Raw genomic sequence first — 18,060 nt, forward strand, 5'->3', positions numbered from 1 at the left:
AGTTAGTTTGTCTAGCATCTAAAATAAAAATTGACGTTTCACGTTGTTTGTTTCGTTCAGTTTTCAAAGAACTACTTGGTCGCTCATTTGCGACTTCCTTATGTTAACATTTTCGTTTTTCGATGTCAACTAAGTTTTTCAATTTCTTTTTGTCGTTTTCTGCGTTTCCGCATCAGCGACGGTTATTAATTTAACATATACAAACTATTAACGTCAACACTTTTTAATAAAAAATTCTTTTTCTTACATAACGAATACATTCTTCTGTGTTAGCTACTCTCCGGAATAAACAGAAAATGATTTTATATCTTTCTTCCATGGCTTTTTTTACAACTTCATGAATACGCTCATCTTCAAAATCAAATAAAAGTTCCTCTAATTCTCTCTTCAATATGTATTCCATTTCTTTTCTCTCTTCTTTTGTCAACATCAGCCCAAGCAAACAATCACCTCAATAATTCCTTACGCAACAATAAACGTTCCGCTCATTTTCAATTATCACAATCCTATCATCCATTATATCCACTACTTACGATATTAATCCTTTGTTCTCTTTTTTATATTTACAGCATATATGTAACTGAAAAGGATTGGACAAAGGGGCGTAATATTATGTTTTTCTTTTTTATTACGAGTAAGAGAAATTTTAAACACATTAGCTTAATAGTGATACTGTCCTTATTTACAGCATGGCTACTCTTTTTAAAAACATATTCACATGAATCTGCTTTTTCAACTGCTACAGGCCCTAAAGTAATTTACAAAGGAGACACCGCTAAAAAGCAAGTTGCATTTACGTTTGATATTAGTTGGGGAGACAAAAAAGCAATTCCAATCCTAGATACTCTTAAAGAAAGAGAAATTAAGAATGCAACATTCTTCCTTTCTGCTGCATGGGCCGAAAGACACCCCGATATTGTAGAGCGAATCATGAAAGACGGACACGAAATCGGTAGTATGGGGTACAATTACACATCCTACACTTCTCTAGAGACAAATGAAATAAGACGAGACCTTTTACGAGCACAAGATGTTTTTACGAAACTTGGTGTAAAACAAGTCAAGCTGTTACGTCCACCTAGTGGCGAATTTAACAAAGCAACCCTTAAAATCGCAGAATCACTTGGATACACCGTCGTGCATTGGAGTAATAATTCAAACGATTGGAAAAACCCAGGTGTAAATAACATCGTTTCCACTGTCTCTAATAATTTGAAAGGTGGAGATATCGTCTTATTACACGCATCCGATTCTGCCCTTCAAACAAATAGAGCTTTACCGCTGCTCCTGCAAAAAATAAAAAGTGATGGATATGAGCAAATATCCGTATCACAACTTATTTCCAACACAAGTACGAAAAGTGAAGATGTGAAGTAGCTTCTTCCCTACCACTCTTCACGCATAAAAAGCTCTACTACCTTTCAAGAAGGTGGTAGAGCTTTTTTAATCATACCATTTCCAGCATTATAACTGCTGGTGTATAAAATCTCTCTATTAAGCTGATTTACTTGTTTTTCCGATTAAACGATGTAATACAAGTAATTGATATGCGTTACATAACAATAGCGGTATAACCATTAAATATAACCAATCTGTATCATTAATCCGAAGCGCCGGTACCCATTCAAGGATCGTTACAACAACCATAAAGAACAGAGCTGGCACAAATGCTTTTTTATTTGTTTCTTTGCTTTTTACATAAGCAACAATTGCTCCAAACACAAATAATATTCCAGCAACAAGTATGTTATTCCCTAACGAGACTTCCCCATTTGCAATAAGTACAGATCTTAAATACACAAAATCAAATAATACGAATGCAATAAAGAAGAGCTGGACTGCATTCCATAAAGAAGATGAGCGGAACATCCCTAGTCCAAAACGGTGGATTGTTAAATATGCAAAGAATCCCATTTGACTTATAACACTAAAAATAAATCCTACACCCATCAGCCAGAAAGATACTGCTAAAATCTCCTTACCGTCGAAATTTTGAAAAAATTTATTGTACTTGTCCCACTCCAAAACAAAACCAATAATAACTGTGCTAATTCCACCAAGAAACAACGTCGTTAAAAATAGTCGTACCCACTTGCGGCTATTCACAACACATCCCCCATTATCCTTATATTTCTAATTAAATTGTATCAATGACAATTTCAAAAAGCTAGCCATGTTCATGTATAAATTCCTTAAAGATATTTATATTAAAAAGAGAGAACTGTGCTGAAAGGAGTTCCAACTTATGAAACGGATGCTATTCATTTTCGTTTCTTCTTTTCTACTTATCGCACTTGCAGCATGCGCACAAGGAAAAGAAACGAAATCCGAACTAGATTACGATCAAACAAAGAAAATGATTGTTGATATTTTAAAAACAGATCAAGGTAAGAAAGCTATTCAAGATGTATTAACTGATGAAAAAATGAAACAAGCACTCATACTAGATGAAACAGTAGTAAAGAAAACGATTGAAGATGCCATGGTATCCGATAAAGGGCAACAATTCTGGGAAAAGCTCTTTAAAGATCCTGAGTTCTCATCGAAGTTCGCTAAAAGTATGGGGAAAGAACAAACCCAATTAATGAAAACCTTATTAAAAGACCCTGAATACCAAGCAGGCGTTATAGAAATTATGAAAAATCCTGAAGTAGAAAAAATGATGTTACAAACAATGAAGAGTAAAGAATACCGTCAATATCTACAACAAGTACTAACAGAAACTGCTGAAAGTCCACTCTTCCAAGCCAAGATGATTGATATCATTAGTAAAGGTGTGCAAAAAGCTGAAAAAGGCGGATCTGGTAAGAAAGAAGCAGGCGGTGACGGTGGTTCTCAAGGCGGGAAGAAGGAAGAATAGTAAAAAATAATAACTATAATAACGAGTGGACAATTTATACATTGTTCACTCGTTATTACTTTATCTTGCTATTAACAGACGAAATGGCCCCCTCTAGTTAAGCGAAAGGTTTACTAGCAACAAAAGCCTTATTGTTGTCAGTAACAGGTGAACCCCACTGATTAAAGTTTCACTTTATTTTTGTGTAACAGCTGTTCTATCAATTACTGTTTCAGCTATTTTACTATAAATAATGCCCGTTGTATGTGTATCTTCATATACTGAAGGAGCAAAGTCTTCTTTGTTCCAATCGGGTTGTTGTAGCGGAATGCGACCAAGAACATTCGTTTGTAATTCGGTAGCTAACTTATCTCCCCCGCCTTTTCCAAATACATATTCTTTCTCACCAGTTACCTTACTTTCAAAATATGCCATATTCTCAACAACACCAAGAATACTATGTTCAGTGCGCAATGCCATCGCTCCAGCACGCGCTGCTACAAACGCAGCTGTTGGATGAGGCGTCGTTACAATAATCTCTTTGCAAGATGGCAACATTGAGTGCACATCTAACGCAACATCACCTGTGCCTGGTGGCAAATCTAGTACTAAATAATCTAAATCGCCCCATTCTACTTCTGTGAAGAAGTGGTTTAACATTTTCCCAAGCATAGGTCCTCTCCAAATAACTGGTGCATTATCCTCTACAAAGAAGCCCATTGAGATTACCTTTACACCTAAACGTTCCACCGGAATTATCTTGTCACCTCTTACGATAGGACGTTTTTCTATCCCCATCATGTCTGGCACACTAAAACCGTAAATGTCCGCATCAATAATACCAACTTTTTTTCCTAAACGAGCTAAAGCAACTGCAAGGTTAACGGAAACAGTTGATTTTCCCACGCCACCTTTTCCACTCGCTACTGCTAAGAATGTTGTTTTTGAATTAGGTGACAATAAAGATTCACTTTGCTCTTCTTCTTGTTCCGGTGCAAACTGAGCTAATTCCTCTTCTGTAAATTCTGCAAAACGAAGTCCAACTGTTGCTGCCCCAAGTTCTTTTACTAACTTTACAATTCCAGACTGCAACTGCATTTGTTCCGCTGTACCGGTTTTTACGATTGCAATTTTGACACTCACATGTTCCTTCTCTGGCTTGACTGTTACCTCTTTAATTGCACTTGTTTCTTTTAATGTTTTATGTAAAAACGGATCTACAATCCCTTCTAACGCTTCAACCACTTGCTCTTTCGTTATCATAATTAGCCCAGCCCCCTGTATGAAAAATAACGTAATGTTAATTGAATTTATCTCTGCTTATCCTTGAAATAAATGCGTTTACATTTCCAGTATAACATATTTTCCGAAAACTTCGTTAACGAGAGAAGCTCAAAAAAATCCTCCTTATTCTGGAGGATTTCCTTTTTCCGTGAAATAACGTAATATACCACGGTATATTGCAGCTGCTACCTTTTGCTGATATTTCTCCGAATTTAACATATACCTTTCGTTCACATTCGATAAAAAGCCAGCTTCAATTAAAGCACCTGGTGTTTTAGAATACTTTAATAAATATACATGCGAAATTGTCTTAGCAGAACGATTCGTGTTTTCTAAACTTGTTCTCAATTCAGCCTGTATAAATTTTGCAGCACGTTCATTTTCAATCGAAGAGCGGTAATAGAACGTTTGTGCGCCTTTCGATCCACTACTAGTTAAAGCATTTAAATGAATACTTGCAAAAAAGTCTACATCAGGTTTATTGATGATTTCTACACGTTTTTTTAAATCCTCTGCTTTACGTCTACTATATGACTTTGTATCTTTGTTAGCTAAATCATAATCTCCCTCACGCGTTAAAATAACTAGTGCACCTTGTTCTTGTAAATAGTCTTGTACCTTTTTTGTAATTTCAAGCGTAATATCCTTTTCTATAATATCCTTTCCACCAACAGCCCCTCCATCTGGTCCACCATGCCCAGCATCTAATACAATTACTTTCCCTGATAAGGGTAAATTCCAAGCTCGCCACGATTTTGTAATTTGAAATTCTTGTTTAACTAAAAAAAACAATACAACCGCAGCGAGTGCAAAAGAGATAATTCGAATTCTCTTCATACCTTTCCTCCTCCAGCTAGTCCCTCTAATTACTTATATGGGACAAGAGGAAAGTTTATGCTTGTCTTAATGAAGCTTTAATCGATATCTTCTTTCACCTTTTTCATACCCTTCTTGCCACCACAATCCTATAAACTGCTGACAAGATTCAAAAAGTAATTCCTCATCTTTCAACTTTATTTCTCGCATAGTCATACTCGTTAAAAATTGAAATAGCGTTTCAGTTAATTGTTGTTCTTCTTCTAAAGCTCTATATTTCACATCAAAAAACGATTCACCATAATAACCAAATTTACTGTATCTCGCTCCTAATAAATAAGATTCTATCCCTAATTCAATACAGTAATCTTCATACTGACGATGAAGCTCTTGCATTTGAAAGGCATCACGAATATTTGAACGCAATGTTTTTAATGATAATTCCCGCAACATCTTCCGCTCGTATTTTAACTGCTTTTCTTTTTGTTTTTCTTGTAAGCTGACAATGACATTCATAGTACTTATAAACCTCCCTAATACGTATTAGTCTAAACTTCTAAAGAAGAAGCATACGCATGGCGGTAGCACTAAAATATTCCAAGCTATAAAAATTGCAAAAGAGGAATGAAACATAAAAAAACCCCAACCAAAATGGTTGGGGTTTGTAGTTCGCAAAAATTAACGTTTTGAGAACTGAGGTGCACGACGTGCGCCTTTAAGACCGTATTTTTTACGCTCTTTCATACGTGCGTCACGAGTTAATAGACCTGCACGTTTTAGTGTTAGACGGTATTCTGGATCAGCTTTTAATAAAGCGCGAGAAATACCGTGACGAATAGCACCAGCTTGACCAGTGTATCCACCACCATTTACGTTTACAAGTACATCGTAGTTACCTAAAGTTTCTGTTGCAACTAGAGGTTGTTTCACTACTTCACGTAATGCAGCAAATGGGATATAGTTTTCAAAATCACGACCGTTAATGATAACGCGTCCTTCGCCTGGAACTAGGCGTACGCGCGCTACTGAACTCTTACGACGTCCAGTGCCATAGTATTGAACCTGTGCCAAAGTAAGCCCTCCTTTAATTAATTATCCGCGAAGTTCGTAAACTTCTGGTTTTTGTGCTTGGTGTGGATGCTCTGCTCCAGCATACACGTTAAGTTTCTTAGAAACTTGACGGCCTAAGCGTCCTTTTGGAAGCATGCCTTTAATTGCAAGCTCTAACATTTGTACAGGGTAGTTTGTACGCATTTCAAGAGCTGTTCTTTGCTTAAGTCCACCTGGGTGGTTAGTGTGACGGTAGTAAATTTTATCGTTTAATTTATTACCTGTTAAATGAATTTTCTCAGCGTTAATAATAATTACATGATCACCCGTGTCAACGTGTGGTGTAAATGTAGGTTTGTTTTTACCACGTAAAATGGATGCTACTTCACTAGCAAGGCGACCTAAAGTTTGACCTTCAGCATCAACCACATACCATTTACGCTCAACTTCGTTAGCTTTTGCCATAAAAGTCGTACGCATGTGTTTCCCTCCTCGTTATCTTTTCCATAGAAAAAATCTATTGTTTATCTTAAACACGATTTCCTTCCGGGGCTAATCGTGGTTTTAGAAACAATACCATATGTTATGATATACTTTTGAGTTTCTAATGTCAAGCAAATGTTACACCAGGATTAGTTGTTATAGTTTACCTCCCATAAGTAAAGCCCATGACCTGGAGCCATCTTTCCAGCAAACTGACGATTTTGTTTCGCTAAAATCTCTGGAATGCTATCAGGATCAAGCTTTCCTTGCCCTACGCTAAGTAACGTACCAACAATAATTCTGACCATATTATATAAAAATCCATTACCTACAAAACGAAAAATTATTTCATCATTTTGTTCAATTAACTCGATTTCATAAATTGTTCGCACTTTATCTTTTTTGTCAGTTTTTGCCGAACAAAAAGAAGTGAAATCATGTGTTCCAATAAAATAAGGAATTGCTTTTCTTATAGAGTTGATTTCGAGCGGGTATGGATATTGATATACGTAATTTCTACGGAATACATCCGCAGTCTTTGATAATAATACACGATAACGATATTCTTTTTTCTCAACACCGTAACGTGCATGAAATTCTTCTGTTTTTTTCTCTACTTGCCTAATAACAATATCATCTGGCAACATTGTGTTTAAAGCATTAATCCATTGCCACTCTTCAAGAGACAAAGGAGTATCAAAGTGTATTACTTGTCCTTTTGCATGAACTGTAGAATCTGTTCTACCAGATGCCTGAACACGAACAAGTTCTCCCTTATGCAATTTCTGCAATGCTTTTTCTATCTCCTGTTGAACAGTACGATGGTTCGGCTGAATTTGATAACCACAAAAATGCATGCCATCATATGCAACCGTACATTTTATTCTATCCATTTCTCTATTCTCCATTACGATCGCACCCATGCCAAAATACAAGCTAAACAAAATAAGCTGACAATCGTTACTGTATCGCTTGTTTTCCAGCGTAGTTGCCTAAATTTAGTACGTCCTTCACCACTTTGATATCCACGAGCTTCCATCGCAATGGCTAAGTCCTCTGCACGCTTAAAAGCACTGATAAACAGAGGAACGAGCAGTGAAATAATAGCTTTCATTCTATCTTTTATCGGTCCCCCGGCAAAATCAATACCACGTGACGCTTGTGCTTTCATTATTTTACTCGTTTCATCCATTAATGTCGGGATAAAACGAAGAGAAATTGACATCATTAATGCGATTTCATGAACAGGAACCTTTATACGCTTCAACGGCTTTAATAACGTCTCCAAACCATCTGTAATTTCAATAGGTGTCGTCGTTAACGTTAATAATGTCGTCATTAAAATAATAACGAAGAATCGTACAGAAATGTATATCCCTTGCTCTAATCCTTTTTCATATATTGAAAACCAACCAAGCTGGAATAGTACATCCCCCTCCTTATTTGTAAAAATATGCAGGAAAAATGTAAAAAGAAAAATCCATAAAATTGGTTTTAAGCCCGAAAGTACATAACGAATCGGCACTTTTGCAAAAAATAAAGCAATGAGTGCATATAAAAATAAAAATCCATATGAAATCGCATTATTTGCTAAGAAAACAACAAATACATATAAAAAGACAATCAGCAGCTTCGTACGTGGATCAAGTTGATGAATAAGTGAATTCCCCGGGATATATCTCCCAATAATCAACTGCTGCATGATTCATGACCACCTTTTCGTAACACCTGCACAACTTCATGAGTAAGATCCTCTAAAGATAAGGTAGCCTTTGGAATTGAAATACCAAACTTCTCTTCAATTGCACGTTTATACTTTAATGACATAGGAAGATCCACACCAATTTTCTCTAGTTCATCGGCATGTGAAAATACTTCCTCTGCACTTCCTTGCAAAAAGACCGTTCCTTTATGCATAACTACAATCTGCTCCGCATACTGAGCAGCATCCTCCATATTATGCGTTACAAGGATAACTGTAAGCCCCTTTTCCTTGTGCAGCTTATAAAACATCTCCATAAGTTCGTTCTGCCCTTTTGGATCTAGTCCTGCTGTAGGTTCATCTAATACAAGCACTTCAGGTTCCATCGCCAGTACACCCGCTATAGCAACACGTCTCATTTGTCCACCACTTAATTCGAACGGAGAACGTGTTAACAGTTCCGGTTCTAGCCCTACAAGTTCAATTGCCTTTCTAGCCTTTTGCCTTGCTTCGTCTACAGATACTCCAAAATTAGTAGGGCCGAAACAAATATCTTTCTCCACAGTCTCTTCAAACAACTGATGTTCTGGGAATTGAAAGACAACCCCTACTTTTTTACGTAGTGGCTTTAACTTTTTTTCTTTCTTTCCTGCCGAAATCAAATGTTCACCAATTTGAACTGTACCATTTGTCGGCTGCAATAAACCATTTAAATGTTGAATCATCGTTGACTTACCTGAACCAGTATGACCAATAATGGCATAATAGCCCCCACTTGGAAACGACACATCTACATCATAAAGTGCGCGTCTTTCAAATGGAGTTTTATATTGATAACGATGCTCTACTTTTTGGAATGTAATCTCCAAAGTTCGTTCACCAAGCTTTCCATTGTAAGATGCGTATTTTGCAAGAGAATTTCATTTCTTTTTAATAATTCTGCTATTTTCACTGAAAACGGTACATCTAAGCCAATTTCTTGGAGCATATGAGAGGATTTGAAAATTTTTTCTGGAGTCCCTTCCTCTAATATTTCTCCCTTATTTAAAATAATGACACGATCTGACTGTGCCGCTTCTTCTAAATCGTGCGTAATCGATAACACGGTAATACCTTTTTGAGTAACAAGTTGTCTAACCGTTTCTACTACTTCACGTCTCCCTTGAGGGTCTAACATTGACGTTGCTTCATCTAATATTAAAATAGATGGTTGAAGTGCTAAAACGCCTGCTATTGCCACTCGCTGCTTTTGCCCACCAGATAAGGAATGAGGCTCATCATTAAGAAAATCTTCCATACGGACAAGTCGCAAGGCCTGTTCTAATCTTTCAATCATTTGTTCTCTTGGCATTCCGATATTCTCTAAGCCAAATACAACATCATCTTGCACTGTTGTTCCAACAAATTGATTATCTGGATTTTGAAATACCATTCCAATTTGTTTTCGAACATCCCATACCGTTTCCTCTGATAAAACCATTGTATCATTTACTGTAATAGTCCCTGCTTCTGGCAAAAACAAACCATTCAATAATTTTGCAAGTGTAGACTTTCCTGAACCGTTTTGTCCAATAATAGATACCCATTCTCCCTCATATAAGGAAAATGAAACATCTTTTAATGCATAAGTGGCTGCCCCAGGATATTGAAATGATATATTTTCTATCCGAAGTTTCTCTTTTTTCAATAGAAGGCACCCTTTCCTTCGCACAGTTAGCCTATTTTTATATTTAAAAAAAAGGGCCATGACCAGTTTCTTGAAAAGAACTGTCCTGCCCTTTTAATTATCATTATACTAACTCGATAATTACCATTGGTGCTGCGTCTCCGCGACGTGGACCAATTTTTGCAATACGAGTGTATCCGCCTTGGCGCTCAGCATAGCGTGGAGCTACATCAGCGAATAGTTTTTGAAGTGCATCTTGACCAGTCTCAGCGTTAGCTACTTCATTGCGAATGAAAGCTGCTGCTTGACGACGAGCATGAAGATCTCCGCGTTTACCTAAAGTGATCATTTTTTCCACTACAGAACGAAGTTCTTTTGCACGAGTTTCTGTCGTTTGGATGCGCTCGTTGATAATTAAATCAGTAGCTAAATCACGTAACATAGCTTTACGTTGCGCACTTGTACGGCCTAATTTTCTGTATGCCATTCGTAGTTCCCTCCTTTGTTGATGGGTTTAAATCCTCAGTCGTCTTTACGTAAACCTAAACCTAATTCCTCAAGTTTATGTTTAACTTCTTCTAAGGATTTACGTCCTAAGTTACGAACTTTCATCATATCTTCTTCTGTTTTGTTCGCAAGCTCTTGTACAGTATTAATTCCTGCACGTTTTAGGCAATTATAAGAACGAACAGAAAGGTCTAGTTCTTCGATAGTCATCTCAAGAACTTTCTCTTTTTGATCTTCTTCCTTCTCGACCATAATCTCAGCATTTTGTGCTTCATCAGTTAAACCAACAAAGATATTTAAATGCTCAGTTAAGATTTTGGCACCTAAAGAGATAGCTTCTTTTGGCCCGATGCTTCCATCCGTCCATACATCAAGCGTAAGCTTATCATAATTAGCCACTTGTCCGACACGTGTCTTTTCCACTTGGTAAGTCACACGTGATACTGGAGTATAAATAGAATCAATAGGAATTACTCCTATTGGTTGATCTTCGCTTTTATTTGCATCAGCTGGCGTATACCCACGGCCACGCTTTGCAGTTAAACGCACGCGGAAATGCGCATCTTTTGCTAACGTTGCAATGTGTAAATCTGGATTTAAGATTTCTACATCACTATCGTGAGTAATATCAGCAGCTGTGACAATACCTTCGCCCTGTACATCAATTTCCAACGTCTTCTCTTCTTCAGAGTAGATTTTAAGAGCTAACTTTTTCAAGTTTAAGATGATCGTCGTAACGTCTTCTACTACGCCCTCAACTGTTGAAAATTCATGTAATACGCCATCGATTTGGATAGCAGTAACAGCGGCACCAGGGAGTGAGGATAAAAGAATACGACGTAAGGAGTTACCCAAAGTAGTACCATATCCACGCTCAAGCGGTTCAATTACGAATTTACCATATTTAGCATCTTCGTTAAGTTCAACCGTTTCGATTTTCGGCTTTTCGATTTCAATCATTAACTAAACCCTCCTTCAAAACGTCGAAACCCCGGTTAAACAAAGGTATAACCCCTGTCTAACCGAAAGTCCCCCTTAGGCAGTTCCCGATTGTGCACAACAAGCGATGTTTCTGTACGAAATTTCTCGATAATGCATCATATCCATTATAGACAAAAGGGAAAATTCTATACAGAAAAATTACACACGACGACGTTTTGGTGGACGACATCCATTATGAGGAACTGGAGTAACATCTCTAATTGCTGTTACTTCTAGACCTGCAGCTTGAAGAGCACGAATTGCAGCTTCACGACCAGCACCAGGACCTTTAACAGTAACCTCTAAAGTTTTTAAACCGTGTTCCATTGCAGCTTTAGCAGCAGTTTCAGCAGCCATTTGCGCAGCGAATGGAGTAGATTTACGAGATCCACGGAAACCAAGTGCACCAGCACTAGACCAAGAAAGTGCGTTACCGTGAGTATCTGTAAGTGTTACGATTGTGTTGTTGAAAGTAGAACGAATATGAGCTATACCAGCTTCAATATTCTTTTTCACACGTTTTTTACGAGTGTTTGTTTTACGTGCCATTGTTAGTTCAACCTCCTTTACTTATTATTTCTTTTTATTTGCTACTGTACGACGTGGACCTTTACGTGTACGAGCATTGTTTTTAGAGTTTTGACCACGAACTGGTAAACCACGACGGTGACGAAGACCACGGTAAGAACCGATCTCCATTAGACGTTTGATGTTAAGAGATACTTCACGACGAAGGTCTCCCTCAACTTTAATACGATCGATGATATCACGGATACGTCCTAATTCGTCTTCCGTTAAATCACGAACTCGTGTTTCTTCAGAAATACCTGCTTCAGCAAGAATTTTTTCAGCAGTTGTGCGACCAATGCCGAATACGTAAGTTAAAGAAATAACAACGCGTTTGTCTCGAGGAATATCTACACCTGCGATACGTGCCATTACGAATGCACCTCCTTCTGATTAACCTTGTTTTTGTTTATGTTTAGGGTTTTCACAAATAACCATTACTTTTCCACGTCTACGAATAACTTTACATTTTTCGCAGATTGGTTTAACTGACGGTCTTACTTTCATGTCTCGAACCTCCTTAAAGATTACGGAGTGCTATATTATTTAAAACGGTACGTAATACGACCACGATTTAAATCGTACGGAGATAATTCTACCGTAACTTTGTCTCCTGGTAAAATACGAATGAAGTTCATACGGATTTTACCAGAAACGTGAGCCAATACGACATGCCCATTCTCTAATTCTACTTTGAACATAGCATTTGGCAACGTTTCAAGAACGGTACCTTCGACTTCAATTACATCATCTTTAGCCATTCAATAGTTCTCCCTTCTTCAAATCAGTAACATTTTACACTGCTCTGAAATCCCGGAGAGCCAGCTACTTATAAAGTGGTAAGGATTTCGTATCCTGCTTCTGTAAGAGCAATCGTGTGCTCAAAATGGGCACACCATTTACCATCTACCGTTACCACTGTCCAGTCATCAGATAGTGTTTTTACATATCGTCTTCCTTGATTCACCATCGGCTCAACACAGATGACCATTCCCGGCTTTAATCTAGGGCCTCTATTTGGTGGACCATAGTGCGGGATTTGAGGGTCCTCATGTAAGTCTTGCCCGATTCCGTGACCAACATACTCCCTAACGATCGAGAATCCATTCTCTTCAGCATGGGTTTGAACCGCATGTGAGATATTTGATAATCTCTCGCCTGGTTTTACTTGTTCTAGACCAAGATACAACGATTTTTCTGTGACATCAAGTAGCTTTTGAACAGATTCAGAAATGTTTCCAACTGGATACGTCCATGCAGAATCTCCATGGTACCCATTGTATTTCGCACCAATATCGATACTGATGATATCGCCCTCTTTGAGCTTGCGCTTCCCTGGAATTCCGTGTACAAGCTCTTCATTTACAGAAGCACATATGCTCCCCGGAAATCCGTTGTATCCTTTAAAAGATGGCGTAGCACCATATTTTTGAATCGTCTTTTCCGCTATTTGATCGAGCTCTTTCGTTGTAATTCCTGGAGTAATGTGCTGTTTCAACTCTTGATGAGTCAAAGCAACGATCCTGCCAGCTTCTCGCATGATTTCTATCTCGCGAGGAGTTTTGCAGATTATCATTACGCTAAGCCTCCGATGAGAACATCGATATCAGCAAATACTTTATTGATATCTTGCTCACCATTAATGCTTTGTAAGTAACCAAGCTCTTCGTAGAAATCAAGCAAAGGTTTTGTTTGCTTAATATTTACATCTAAACGATTTGCTACAGTTTCTTCATTGTCATCAGAGCGTTGATATAATTCGCCACCACATTTATCGCACACATCAGCTTTTGCTGGTGGATTGAATTCTAAGTGGTAAGTCGCACCGCACTCTTTACAAATGCGACGGCCTGTAAGGCGTTTTAATAACAACCCTGAATCCACATTAATGTTTAAAACATAGTCGATTTTTTTGCCAAGATCTTTCATAATTTCTTCAAGAGCTGATGCTTGTGCAACAGTTCGTGGGAAACCGTCTAGTAAGAAACCTCTTACGCAGTCGTCTTGACTTAAACGTTCACGAACGATTCCGATCGTAACTTCATCTGGAACAAGTGCACCTTTATCAATAAAAGATTTTGCTTGTAGACCCATTTCAGTTTCAGCCTTCATAGCTGCACGGAACATGTCTCCTGTTGAAATGTGAGGGATGTTATACTTGGCAACAATCTGTTCGGCTTGTGTACCTTTACCAGCACCAGGAAGCCCCATTAAAATTAAGTTCATCCTTGTTCCCCCTCAGAGTACATGAGCATGTAGGGAAGACAATTCTTCCCACTTACTCACTGCTTGATAAACCCTTTGTAATGGCGTTTTACCAGTTGGCTTTCTAGCTGCTTCATTGTTTCTAAAGCAACGCCGACAACGATTAACATACTCGTTCCACCGATCTGTGCAGATGGAGGAAGATTTCCCAATTTCGTAAAGATAACTGGTAAGATTGCAATCGCTGCTAGGAAAATTGATCCTACAAAGGTCAAACGATACAAGATTTTTGTTAGATATTGTTCCGTATTCTTACCCGGACGAATACCTGGAACATATCCACCTTGCTTGTTTAGATTCTCTGACATTTGCTCTGGATTAACCTGAACAAATGCATAGAAATATGTGAAGGCTACAATGAGCGCAACATATATGATCATTCCCACTGGGTGAGAATAGTTAAAGTTTGCAATAATCCACTGCGATACATCATGTTTCGGGAAGAACTGTGCAATAGTCGGAGGCGTAATTAAGAATGAAACAGCAAAAATTACTGGAATAACACCAGCACTATTTACCTTAAGCGGTAAATGTGTGTTTTGTGCTCCAGCATAACCACCATTTCCTCCTGTTACACGCTTCGCATATTGAATTGGAATCTTTCTAACAGCCTGTTGAATGAAAATAACACCCACAATAACTGCTAGCACAGCTAGTAAAATCAATGCAACTTTAACGATACTCATGAACAATTGATCTCCGATATTTTGAAACTGTTGCTGATACACTTGAGATATAACACTTGGGATCGCTGCGGCAATACCGCCAAAGATAAGGATGGAAATACCATTACCTACACCTTTAGCTGTAATCTGTTCACCTAACCACATTAAAAATGCAGTACCAGCAGTCAGTACCGTAGCAATGTATAAATAAGTGCTCCAACCTGGATTCAAAATTAATTGTCCACCTACCATACCGTTAAAACCGATTGACATACCAAACCCCTGAATAAACGCAAGAACAATTGTAAAGTAACGCGTGAATTGCGTTAATTTACGACGGCCCATTTCACCTTGCTTCGACCATTCCGAAAATTTAGGAACAACATCCATCTGCAATAATTGCACGATGATGGATGCTGTAATATACGGCATGATTCCCATCGCAAAGATGGAGAAGTTTTTCAAGGCTCCACCGCCAAATGTATTTAGAATACCTAAAGCATTTAATTGATCTTGTGCCTTCAGTACGTCTCCATTTGTAAATGGCACGGGGATAAACGTGCCAATCCTGAATACGATTAACATCGCTAAAGTGAATAATATTTTACGTCTTATCTCAGCAACGCGCATAAAGTTGGAGATTGTACGAAACATTAGATCACCTCAACTGATCCGCCAGCTGCTTCAATTGCTTCTTTAGCACTTGAAGAGAACTTGTGCGCTTTAACAGTTAGTTTTTTCTCTACTGCTCCGCTTGCAAGAACTTTAACACCGTCGTTTAACTTGCTGATAACGCCAGTTTCCAGCAATAATTCAGGTGTTACTTCTGTACCATCTTCAAAACGATTTAACGTTGATAAGTTTACAATAGCAAACTCTTTACGGTTAATGTTTGTGAAGCCGCGTTTTGGTAAACGACGGAATAATGGAGTTTGACCACCTTCGAAGCCAAGACGAACACCGCCGCCAGAACGTGCGTTTTGTCCTTTATGACCTTTACCAGCAGTTTTACCGTTACCAGAACCGATACCACGACCGACACGGTTACGTACTTTACGAGAACCTTCTGCAGGTTTTAATTCATGAAGTTTCATTCCCAGGCACCTCCTTATATTAATGAGTTATCCTTAAGCTTCTTTTACAGTTACAAGGTGAGAAACTTTGTTGATCATACCAAGAATAGCAGGAGTTTCTTCCTTAACTACAGTTGAATTCAACTTTTTAAGACCTAAAGCTTCTACCGTCGCACGTTGATCTTGTGGACGACCAATTACACTACGAGTGAGGGTAATTTCTAACTTTTTCGCCATTTGTTTTCCCTCCTTAACCTAGTAGCTCTTCTACAGATTTACCGCGTAATTTTGCAACATCTTCAGCGCGCTTAAGTTCGCTTAATCCGTTCACAGTAGCGCGAATCATGTTGATTGGTGTGTTAGAACCAAGAGATTTCGAAAGAATATCTTGTACACCAGCTAATTCAAGGACCGCACGAACAGGTCCACCAGCAATAACACCAGTACCCTCAGCAGCAGGTTTTAAGAATACTTCACCAGCGCCAAAATGACCGTTGATTGTGTGTGGAATTGTTGTACCAACTAATGGTACAGCGATTAAGTTTTTCTTAGCGTCTTCGATAGCTTTACGGATTGCGTCTGGTACCTCTTGTGCTTTACCAGTACCGAATCCAACATGACCGTTTTTATCGCCAACTACAACTAGTGCAGCAAAGCGGAAACGACGACCACCCTTAACAACTTTCGCGACACGATTTATCGTAACTACACGTTCTTCAAGTTCTAATTTACTTGGGTCAATGCGATGCATCAATTTTCCCTCCTTTGACCATTAAAATTGTAATCCAGCCTCACGAGCAGCTTCAGCTAGAGCTTTAACACGGCCATGGTATAAGTAACCACCGCGATCAAATACTACTTCTTTAACGCCTTTCTCTACAGCACGCTTAGCAACTGATTCTCCAACTTTCGTAGCAGCTTCAATATTGCTAGTACCGTTAAGAGCAAGGTCTTTATCAAGAGTAGATGCACTTACTAACGTTACACCATTCACATCATCAATAACTTGAGCGTAAATATGTTGGTTAGAACGGAACACGTTTAAACGTGGACGCTCTGCAGTACCAGTAAGTTTAGCACGTACACGTGCATGTCTTTTCTTACGAGTCGCATTTTTATCAGCTTTAGTGATCATTCTTGTCACTCCTTTCTCTCACCTAACGGGTTTACTTAGCAGTTTTACCTTCTTTACGACGAACAACTTCGCCTTCGTAACGAATACCTTTACCTTTGTAAGGCTCAGGAGCACGTACAGCACGGATGTTAGCAGCGAATTCGCCAACACGTTGCTTGTCGATACCTTTAATTACGATCTTAGTTGGTGCAGGTACTTCAACTTCAAGACCTGCTTCCGGAGTCATTTCTACTGGATGAGAATAACCTACGCTTAATACAAGTTTATCACCTTGTTTTTGAGCACGGTAACCAACACCGACTAATTCAAGTCCGCGTGCGAAACCTTCAGTTACACCTTCAACCATGTTTCCGATTAAAGCACGAGTTGTACCGTGTAATGCACGGTGTTCCTTCTGTTCAGATGGACGCTCAACTGTTAATGTATTCTCTTCAATTTTGATAAGCATATCAGCATTGAAAGTACGAGTTAATTCACCTTTAGGGCCTTTTACTGTTACAGTATTGTCTTCTGCAACTGTAATAGTAACACCTGCAGGGATTTCAAGAATCTTTTTACCAATACGAGACATGTGGTCACACCTCCGTTCGTTTTAAATATATATTACCAAACGTATGCTACTACTTCTCCACCAGTTTGTAATTGACGAGCGTCTTTGTCTGTCATTACTCCCTTAGATGTAGAAACAAGAGCGATACCTAATCCGTTAAGTACACGTGGTACTTCGTCAGCTTTAGCGTAAACGCGTAAGCCAGGTTTACTGATACGTTTTAATCCAGTGATTACACGTTCATTGTTTGCACCATATTTCAGGAAAATACGAAGGATACCTTGTTTGTTATCCTCGATGTATTCTACATCACGAATGAAACCTTCACGTTTTAAAAGTTCAGCGATCTCTTTTTTGATTTTAGAAGCAGGAACCTCTAATTTCTCATGACGTACCATGTTCGCATTACGGATGCGAGTAAGCATGTCTGCAATTGGATCTGTCATCACCATGTGTTTTACCTCCTTCCCATTTGTG

The 18,060-nt window shown here is 38.5% G+C and carries 28 protein-coding genes; 2 read left to right on the forward strand and 26 right to left on the reverse strand.

Going from position 1 to position 18,060, the window contains the following annotated elements:
• Positions 1–223 precede the first annotated feature (223 nt).
• Entirely contained in the window at positions 224–442 is a 219-nt protein-coding gene (locus AB6801_RS29105; protein WP_000901147.1) for a hypothetical protein, read from the reverse strand.
• A 170-nt stretch (positions 443–612) separates the two neighbouring features.
• Here AB6801_RS29105 and pdaB point away from each other — a divergent pair, with 170 nt between their 5' ends.
• Positions 613–1,377: a polysaccharide deacetylase family sporulation protein PdaB gene (gene pdaB, locus AB6801_RS29110; protein ID WP_000464705.1), complete on the forward strand. Its 765-nt coding sequence runs from the start codon at positions 613–615 to the stop codon at positions 1,375–1,377.
• Between the two features lie 117 nt (positions 1,378–1,494).
• On the opposite strand, the gene kbaA is transcribed toward pdaB, so the two are convergent.
• On the reverse strand, positions 1,495–2,106 hold the full coding sequence (gene kbaA / locus AB6801_RS29115; RefSeq protein WP_001088526.1) for a KinB signaling pathway activation protein KbaA: 612 nt from the start codon (positions 2,104–2,106) through the stop codon (positions 1,495–1,497).
• Between the two features lie 139 nt (positions 2,107–2,245).
• Between kbaA and gerD the strand changes: the two genes are divergently transcribed.
• The gene (gerD, locus tag AB6801_RS29120) at positions 2,246–2,860 is read left to right on the forward strand and encodes a spore germination lipoprotein GerD (protein WP_000827296.1); all 615 of its coding nucleotides are present in this window, start codon (positions 2,246–2,248) and stop codon (positions 2,858–2,860) included.
• A gap of 174 nt (positions 2,861–3,034) precedes the next feature.
• On the opposite strand, the gene AB6801_RS29125 is transcribed toward gerD, so the two are convergent.
• From AB6801_RS29125 to rpsH, 24 genes are all read right to left on the reverse strand, one after another.
• On the reverse strand, positions 3,035–4,102 hold the full coding sequence (locus AB6801_RS29125; protein WP_000628846.1) for an Mrp/NBP35 family ATP-binding protein: 1,068 nt from the start codon (positions 4,100–4,102) through the stop codon (positions 3,035–3,037).
• Between the two features lie 144 nt (positions 4,103–4,246).
• Positions 4,247–4,960: an N-acetylmuramoyl-L-alanine amidase CwlD gene (gene cwlD, locus AB6801_RS29130; protein WP_000822439.1), complete on the reverse strand. Its 714-nt coding sequence runs from the start codon at positions 4,958–4,960 to the stop codon at positions 4,247–4,249.
• A 66-nt stretch (positions 4,961–5,026) separates the two neighbouring features.
• Entirely contained in the window at positions 5,027–5,455 is a 429-nt protein-coding gene (locus AB6801_RS29135; RefSeq protein ID WP_001101005.1) for a DUF2521 family protein, read from the reverse strand.
• A gap of 162 nt (positions 5,456–5,617) precedes the next feature.
• Entirely contained in the window at positions 5,618–6,010 is a 393-nt protein-coding gene (gene rpsI, locus AB6801_RS29140; protein WP_000079986.1) for a 30S ribosomal protein S9, read from the reverse strand.
• A gap of 21 nt (positions 6,011–6,031) precedes the next feature.
• On the reverse strand, positions 6,032–6,469 hold the full coding sequence (rplM, locus tag AB6801_RS29145; protein ID WP_001260793.1) for a 50S ribosomal protein L13: 438 nt from the start codon (positions 6,467–6,469) through the stop codon (positions 6,032–6,034).
• Positions 6,470–6,621: 152 nt separating this feature from the next.
• Positions 6,622–7,365 carry a tRNA pseudouridine(38-40) synthase TruA gene (gene truA, locus AB6801_RS29150; protein WP_002098927.1) on the reverse strand — a complete coding sequence of 248 codons (744 nt, stop codon included), beginning with the start codon at positions 7,363–7,365 and terminating at the stop codon, positions 6,622–6,624.
• Positions 7,366–7,379: 14 nt separating this feature from the next.
• Positions 7,380–8,174: an energy-coupling factor transporter transmembrane component T family protein gene (locus tag AB6801_RS29155; protein WP_001186526.1), complete on the reverse strand. Its 795-nt coding sequence runs from the start codon at positions 8,172–8,174 to the stop codon at positions 7,380–7,382.
• A complete protein-coding gene (locus AB6801_RS29160; RefSeq protein WP_000406535.1) occupies positions 8,162–9,043 on the reverse strand; it encodes an energy-coupling factor ABC transporter ATP-binding protein in 882 nt (293 codons plus the stop codon). The genes AB6801_RS29155 and AB6801_RS29160 overlap by 13 nt, the downstream gene beginning before the upstream one ends.
• Positions 9,019–9,861 carry an energy-coupling factor ABC transporter ATP-binding protein gene (locus AB6801_RS29165; RefSeq protein ID WP_000711759.1) on the reverse strand — a complete coding sequence of 281 codons (843 nt, stop codon included), beginning with the start codon at positions 9,859–9,861 and terminating at the stop codon, positions 9,019–9,021. The genes AB6801_RS29160 and AB6801_RS29165 overlap by 25 nt, the downstream gene beginning before the upstream one ends.
• 103 nt (positions 9,862–9,964) lie before the next feature.
• Positions 9,965–10,327, reverse strand: a complete 363-nt coding sequence (gene rplQ / locus AB6801_RS29170; protein WP_000331490.1) for a 50S ribosomal protein L17 — start codon at positions 10,325–10,327, stop codon at positions 9,965–9,967.
• Between the two features lie 35 nt (positions 10,328–10,362).
• On the reverse strand, positions 10,363–11,307 hold the full coding sequence (locus tag AB6801_RS29175; RefSeq protein WP_000569643.1) for a DNA-directed RNA polymerase subunit alpha: 945 nt from the start codon (positions 11,305–11,307) through the stop codon (positions 10,363–10,365).
• 180 nt (positions 11,308–11,487) lie between these two features.
• Entirely contained in the window at positions 11,488–11,877 is a 390-nt protein-coding gene (gene rpsK, locus AB6801_RS29180) for a 30S ribosomal protein S11 (RefSeq protein WP_000101798.1), read from the reverse strand.
• A gap of 24 nt (positions 11,878–11,901) precedes the next feature.
• Entirely contained in the window at positions 11,902–12,267 is a 366-nt protein-coding gene (gene rpsM, locus AB6801_RS29185; RefSeq protein ID WP_000090788.1) for a 30S ribosomal protein S13, read from the reverse strand.
• Positions 12,268–12,288: 21 nt separating this feature from the next.
• Positions 12,289–12,402 (reverse strand): 50S ribosomal protein L36, encoded by a 114-nt coding sequence (gene rpmJ / locus AB6801_RS29190; protein WP_000868344.1) that lies wholly within the window; start codon positions 12,400–12,402, stop codon positions 12,289–12,291.
• 35 nt (positions 12,403–12,437) lie between these two features.
• The gene (infA, locus tag AB6801_RS29195) at positions 12,438–12,656 is read right to left on the reverse strand and encodes a translation initiation factor IF-1 (RefSeq protein ID WP_001029884.1); all 219 of its coding nucleotides are present in this window, start codon (positions 12,654–12,656) and stop codon (positions 12,438–12,440) included.
• Between the two features lie 68 nt (positions 12,657–12,724).
• On the reverse strand, positions 12,725–13,471 hold the full coding sequence (map, locus tag AB6801_RS29200) for a type I methionyl aminopeptidase (protein ID WP_000582539.1): 747 nt from the start codon (positions 13,469–13,471) through the stop codon (positions 12,725–12,727).
• The gene (locus AB6801_RS29205) at positions 13,471–14,121 is read right to left on the reverse strand and encodes an adenylate kinase (protein ID WP_001048989.1); all 651 of its coding nucleotides are present in this window, start codon (positions 14,119–14,121) and stop codon (positions 13,471–13,473) included. Before AB6801_RS29205 ends, map begins: the two co-directional genes overlap by 1 nt.
• A gap of 56 nt (positions 14,122–14,177) precedes the next feature.
• A complete protein-coding gene (gene secY, locus AB6801_RS29210) occupies positions 14,178–15,479 on the reverse strand; it encodes a preprotein translocase subunit SecY (protein ID WP_000490117.1) in 1,302 nt (433 codons plus the stop codon).
• A complete protein-coding gene (gene rplO, locus AB6801_RS29215; protein WP_000766081.1) occupies positions 15,479–15,919 on the reverse strand; it encodes a 50S ribosomal protein L15 in 441 nt (146 codons plus the stop codon). Before rplO ends, secY begins: the two co-directional genes overlap by 1 nt.
• 33 nt (positions 15,920–15,952) lie before the next feature.
• Positions 15,953–16,135 carry a 50S ribosomal protein L30 gene (rpmD, locus tag AB6801_RS29220; protein WP_001085234.1) on the reverse strand — a complete coding sequence of 61 codons (183 nt, stop codon included), beginning with the start codon at positions 16,133–16,135 and terminating at the stop codon, positions 15,953–15,955.
• Positions 16,136–16,148: 13 nt separating this feature from the next.
• Complete coding sequence (rpsE, locus tag AB6801_RS29225) at positions 16,149–16,649, reverse strand: 30S ribosomal protein S5 (protein WP_000554646.1); 501 nt, start codon at positions 16,647–16,649, stop codon at positions 16,149–16,151.
• A gap of 21 nt (positions 16,650–16,670) precedes the next feature.
• A complete protein-coding gene (rplR, locus tag AB6801_RS29230; RefSeq protein WP_000628816.1) occupies positions 16,671–17,033 on the reverse strand; it encodes a 50S ribosomal protein L18 in 363 nt (120 codons plus the stop codon).
• Positions 17,034–17,064: 31 nt separating this feature from the next.
• A complete protein-coding gene (gene rplF, locus AB6801_RS29235) occupies positions 17,065–17,604 on the reverse strand; it encodes a 50S ribosomal protein L6 (RefSeq protein WP_000086558.1) in 540 nt (179 codons plus the stop codon).
• Between the two features lie 32 nt (positions 17,605–17,636).
• Positions 17,637–18,035 (reverse strand): 30S ribosomal protein S8, encoded by a 399-nt coding sequence (gene rpsH, locus AB6801_RS29240; protein ID WP_000245511.1) that lies wholly within the window; start codon positions 18,033–18,035, stop codon positions 17,637–17,639.
• Positions 18,036–18,060 lie beyond the last annotated feature (25 nt).

This window comes from Bacillus sp. RCC_6_1, from assembly GCF_041360755.1.
Taxonomy (GTDB): Bacteria; Bacillota; Bacilli; order Bacillales; family Bacillaceae_G; genus Bacillus_A; species Bacillus_A cereus.

Bases quoted from the DNA above. Each gene is read 5' to 3' on its own strand.
- infA (WP_001029884.1), bottom strand. From the start codon at position 12,656: ATGGCTAAAGATGATGTAATTGAAGTCGAAGGTACCGTTCTTGAAACG.
- secY (WP_000490117.1), bottom strand. From the start codon at position 15,479: ATGTTTCGTACAATCTCCAACTTTATGCGCGTTGCTGAGATAAGACGT.
- rpmD (WP_001085234.1), bottom strand. From the start codon at position 16,135: ATGGCGAAAAAGTTAGAAATTACCCTCACTCGTAGTGTAATTGGTCGT.
- rpsE (WP_000554646.1), bottom strand. From the start codon at position 16,649: ATGCATCGCATTGACCCAAGTAAATTAGAACTTGAAGAACGTGTAGTT.
- rplF (WP_000086558.1), bottom strand. From the start codon at position 17,604: ATGTCTCGTATTGGTAAAAAGATTCTTGAAATCCCTGCAGGTGTTACT.
- AB6801_RS29175 (WP_000569643.1), bottom strand. From the start codon at position 11,307: ATGATTGAAATCGAAAAGCCGAAAATCGAAACGGTTGAACTTAACGAA.
- gerD (WP_000827296.1), top strand. From the start codon at position 2,246: ATGAAACGGATGCTATTCATTTTCGTTTCTTCTTTTCTACTTATCGCA.
- rplM (WP_001260793.1), bottom strand. From the start codon at position 6,469: ATGCGTACGACTTTTATGGCAAAAGCTAACGAAGTTGAGCGTAAATGG.
- cwlD (WP_000822439.1), bottom strand. From the start codon at position 4,960: ATGAAGAGAATTCGAATTATCTCTTTTGCACTCGCTGCGGTTGTATTG.
- rplQ (WP_000331490.1), bottom strand. From the start codon at position 10,327: ATGGCATACAGAAAATTAGGCCGTACAAGTGCGCAACGTAAAGCTATG.
- AB6801_RS29135 (WP_001101005.1), bottom strand. From the start codon at position 5,455: ATGAATGTCATTGTCAGCTTACAAGAAAAACAAAAAGAAAAGCAGTTA.
- rpsK (WP_000101798.1), bottom strand. From the start codon at position 11,877: ATGGCACGTAAAACAAACACTCGTAAAAAACGTGTGAAAAAGAATATT.
- rpsM (WP_000090788.1), bottom strand. From the start codon at position 12,267: ATGGCACGTATCGCAGGTGTAGATATTCCTCGAGACAAACGCGTTGTT.
- map (WP_000582539.1), bottom strand. From the start codon at position 13,471: ATGATAATCTGCAAAACTCCTCGCGAGATAGAAATCATGCGAGAAGCT.
- rplO (WP_000766081.1), bottom strand. From the start codon at position 15,919: ATGAAACTTCATGAATTAAAACCTGCAGAAGGTTCTCGTAAAGTACGT.
- rpsH (WP_000245511.1), bottom strand. From the start codon at position 18,035: ATGGTGATGACAGATCCAATTGCAGACATGCTTACTCGCATCCGTAAT.
- rpmJ (WP_000868344.1), bottom strand. From the start codon at position 12,402: ATGAAAGTAAGACCGTCAGTTAAACCAATCTGCGAAAAATGTAAAGTT.
- rplR (WP_000628816.1), bottom strand. From the start codon at position 17,033: ATGATCACTAAAGCTGATAAAAATGCGACTCGTAAGAAAAGACATGCA.
- AB6801_RS29125 (WP_000628846.1), bottom strand. From the start codon at position 4,102: ATGATAACGAAAGAGCAAGTGGTTGAAGCGTTAGAAGGGATTGTAGAT.
- AB6801_RS29155 (WP_001186526.1), bottom strand. From the start codon at position 8,174: ATGCAGCAGTTGATTATTGGGAGATATATCCCGGGGAATTCACTTATT.
- AB6801_RS29205 (WP_001048989.1), bottom strand. From the start codon at position 14,121: ATGAACTTAATTTTAATGGGGCTTCCTGGTGCTGGTAAAGGTACACAA.
- truA (WP_002098927.1), bottom strand. From the start codon at position 7,365: ATGGATAGAATAAAATGTACGGTTGCATATGATGGCATGCATTTTTGT.
- pdaB (WP_000464705.1), top strand. From the start codon at position 613: ATGTTTTTCTTTTTTATTACGAGTAAGAGAAATTTTAAACACATTAGC.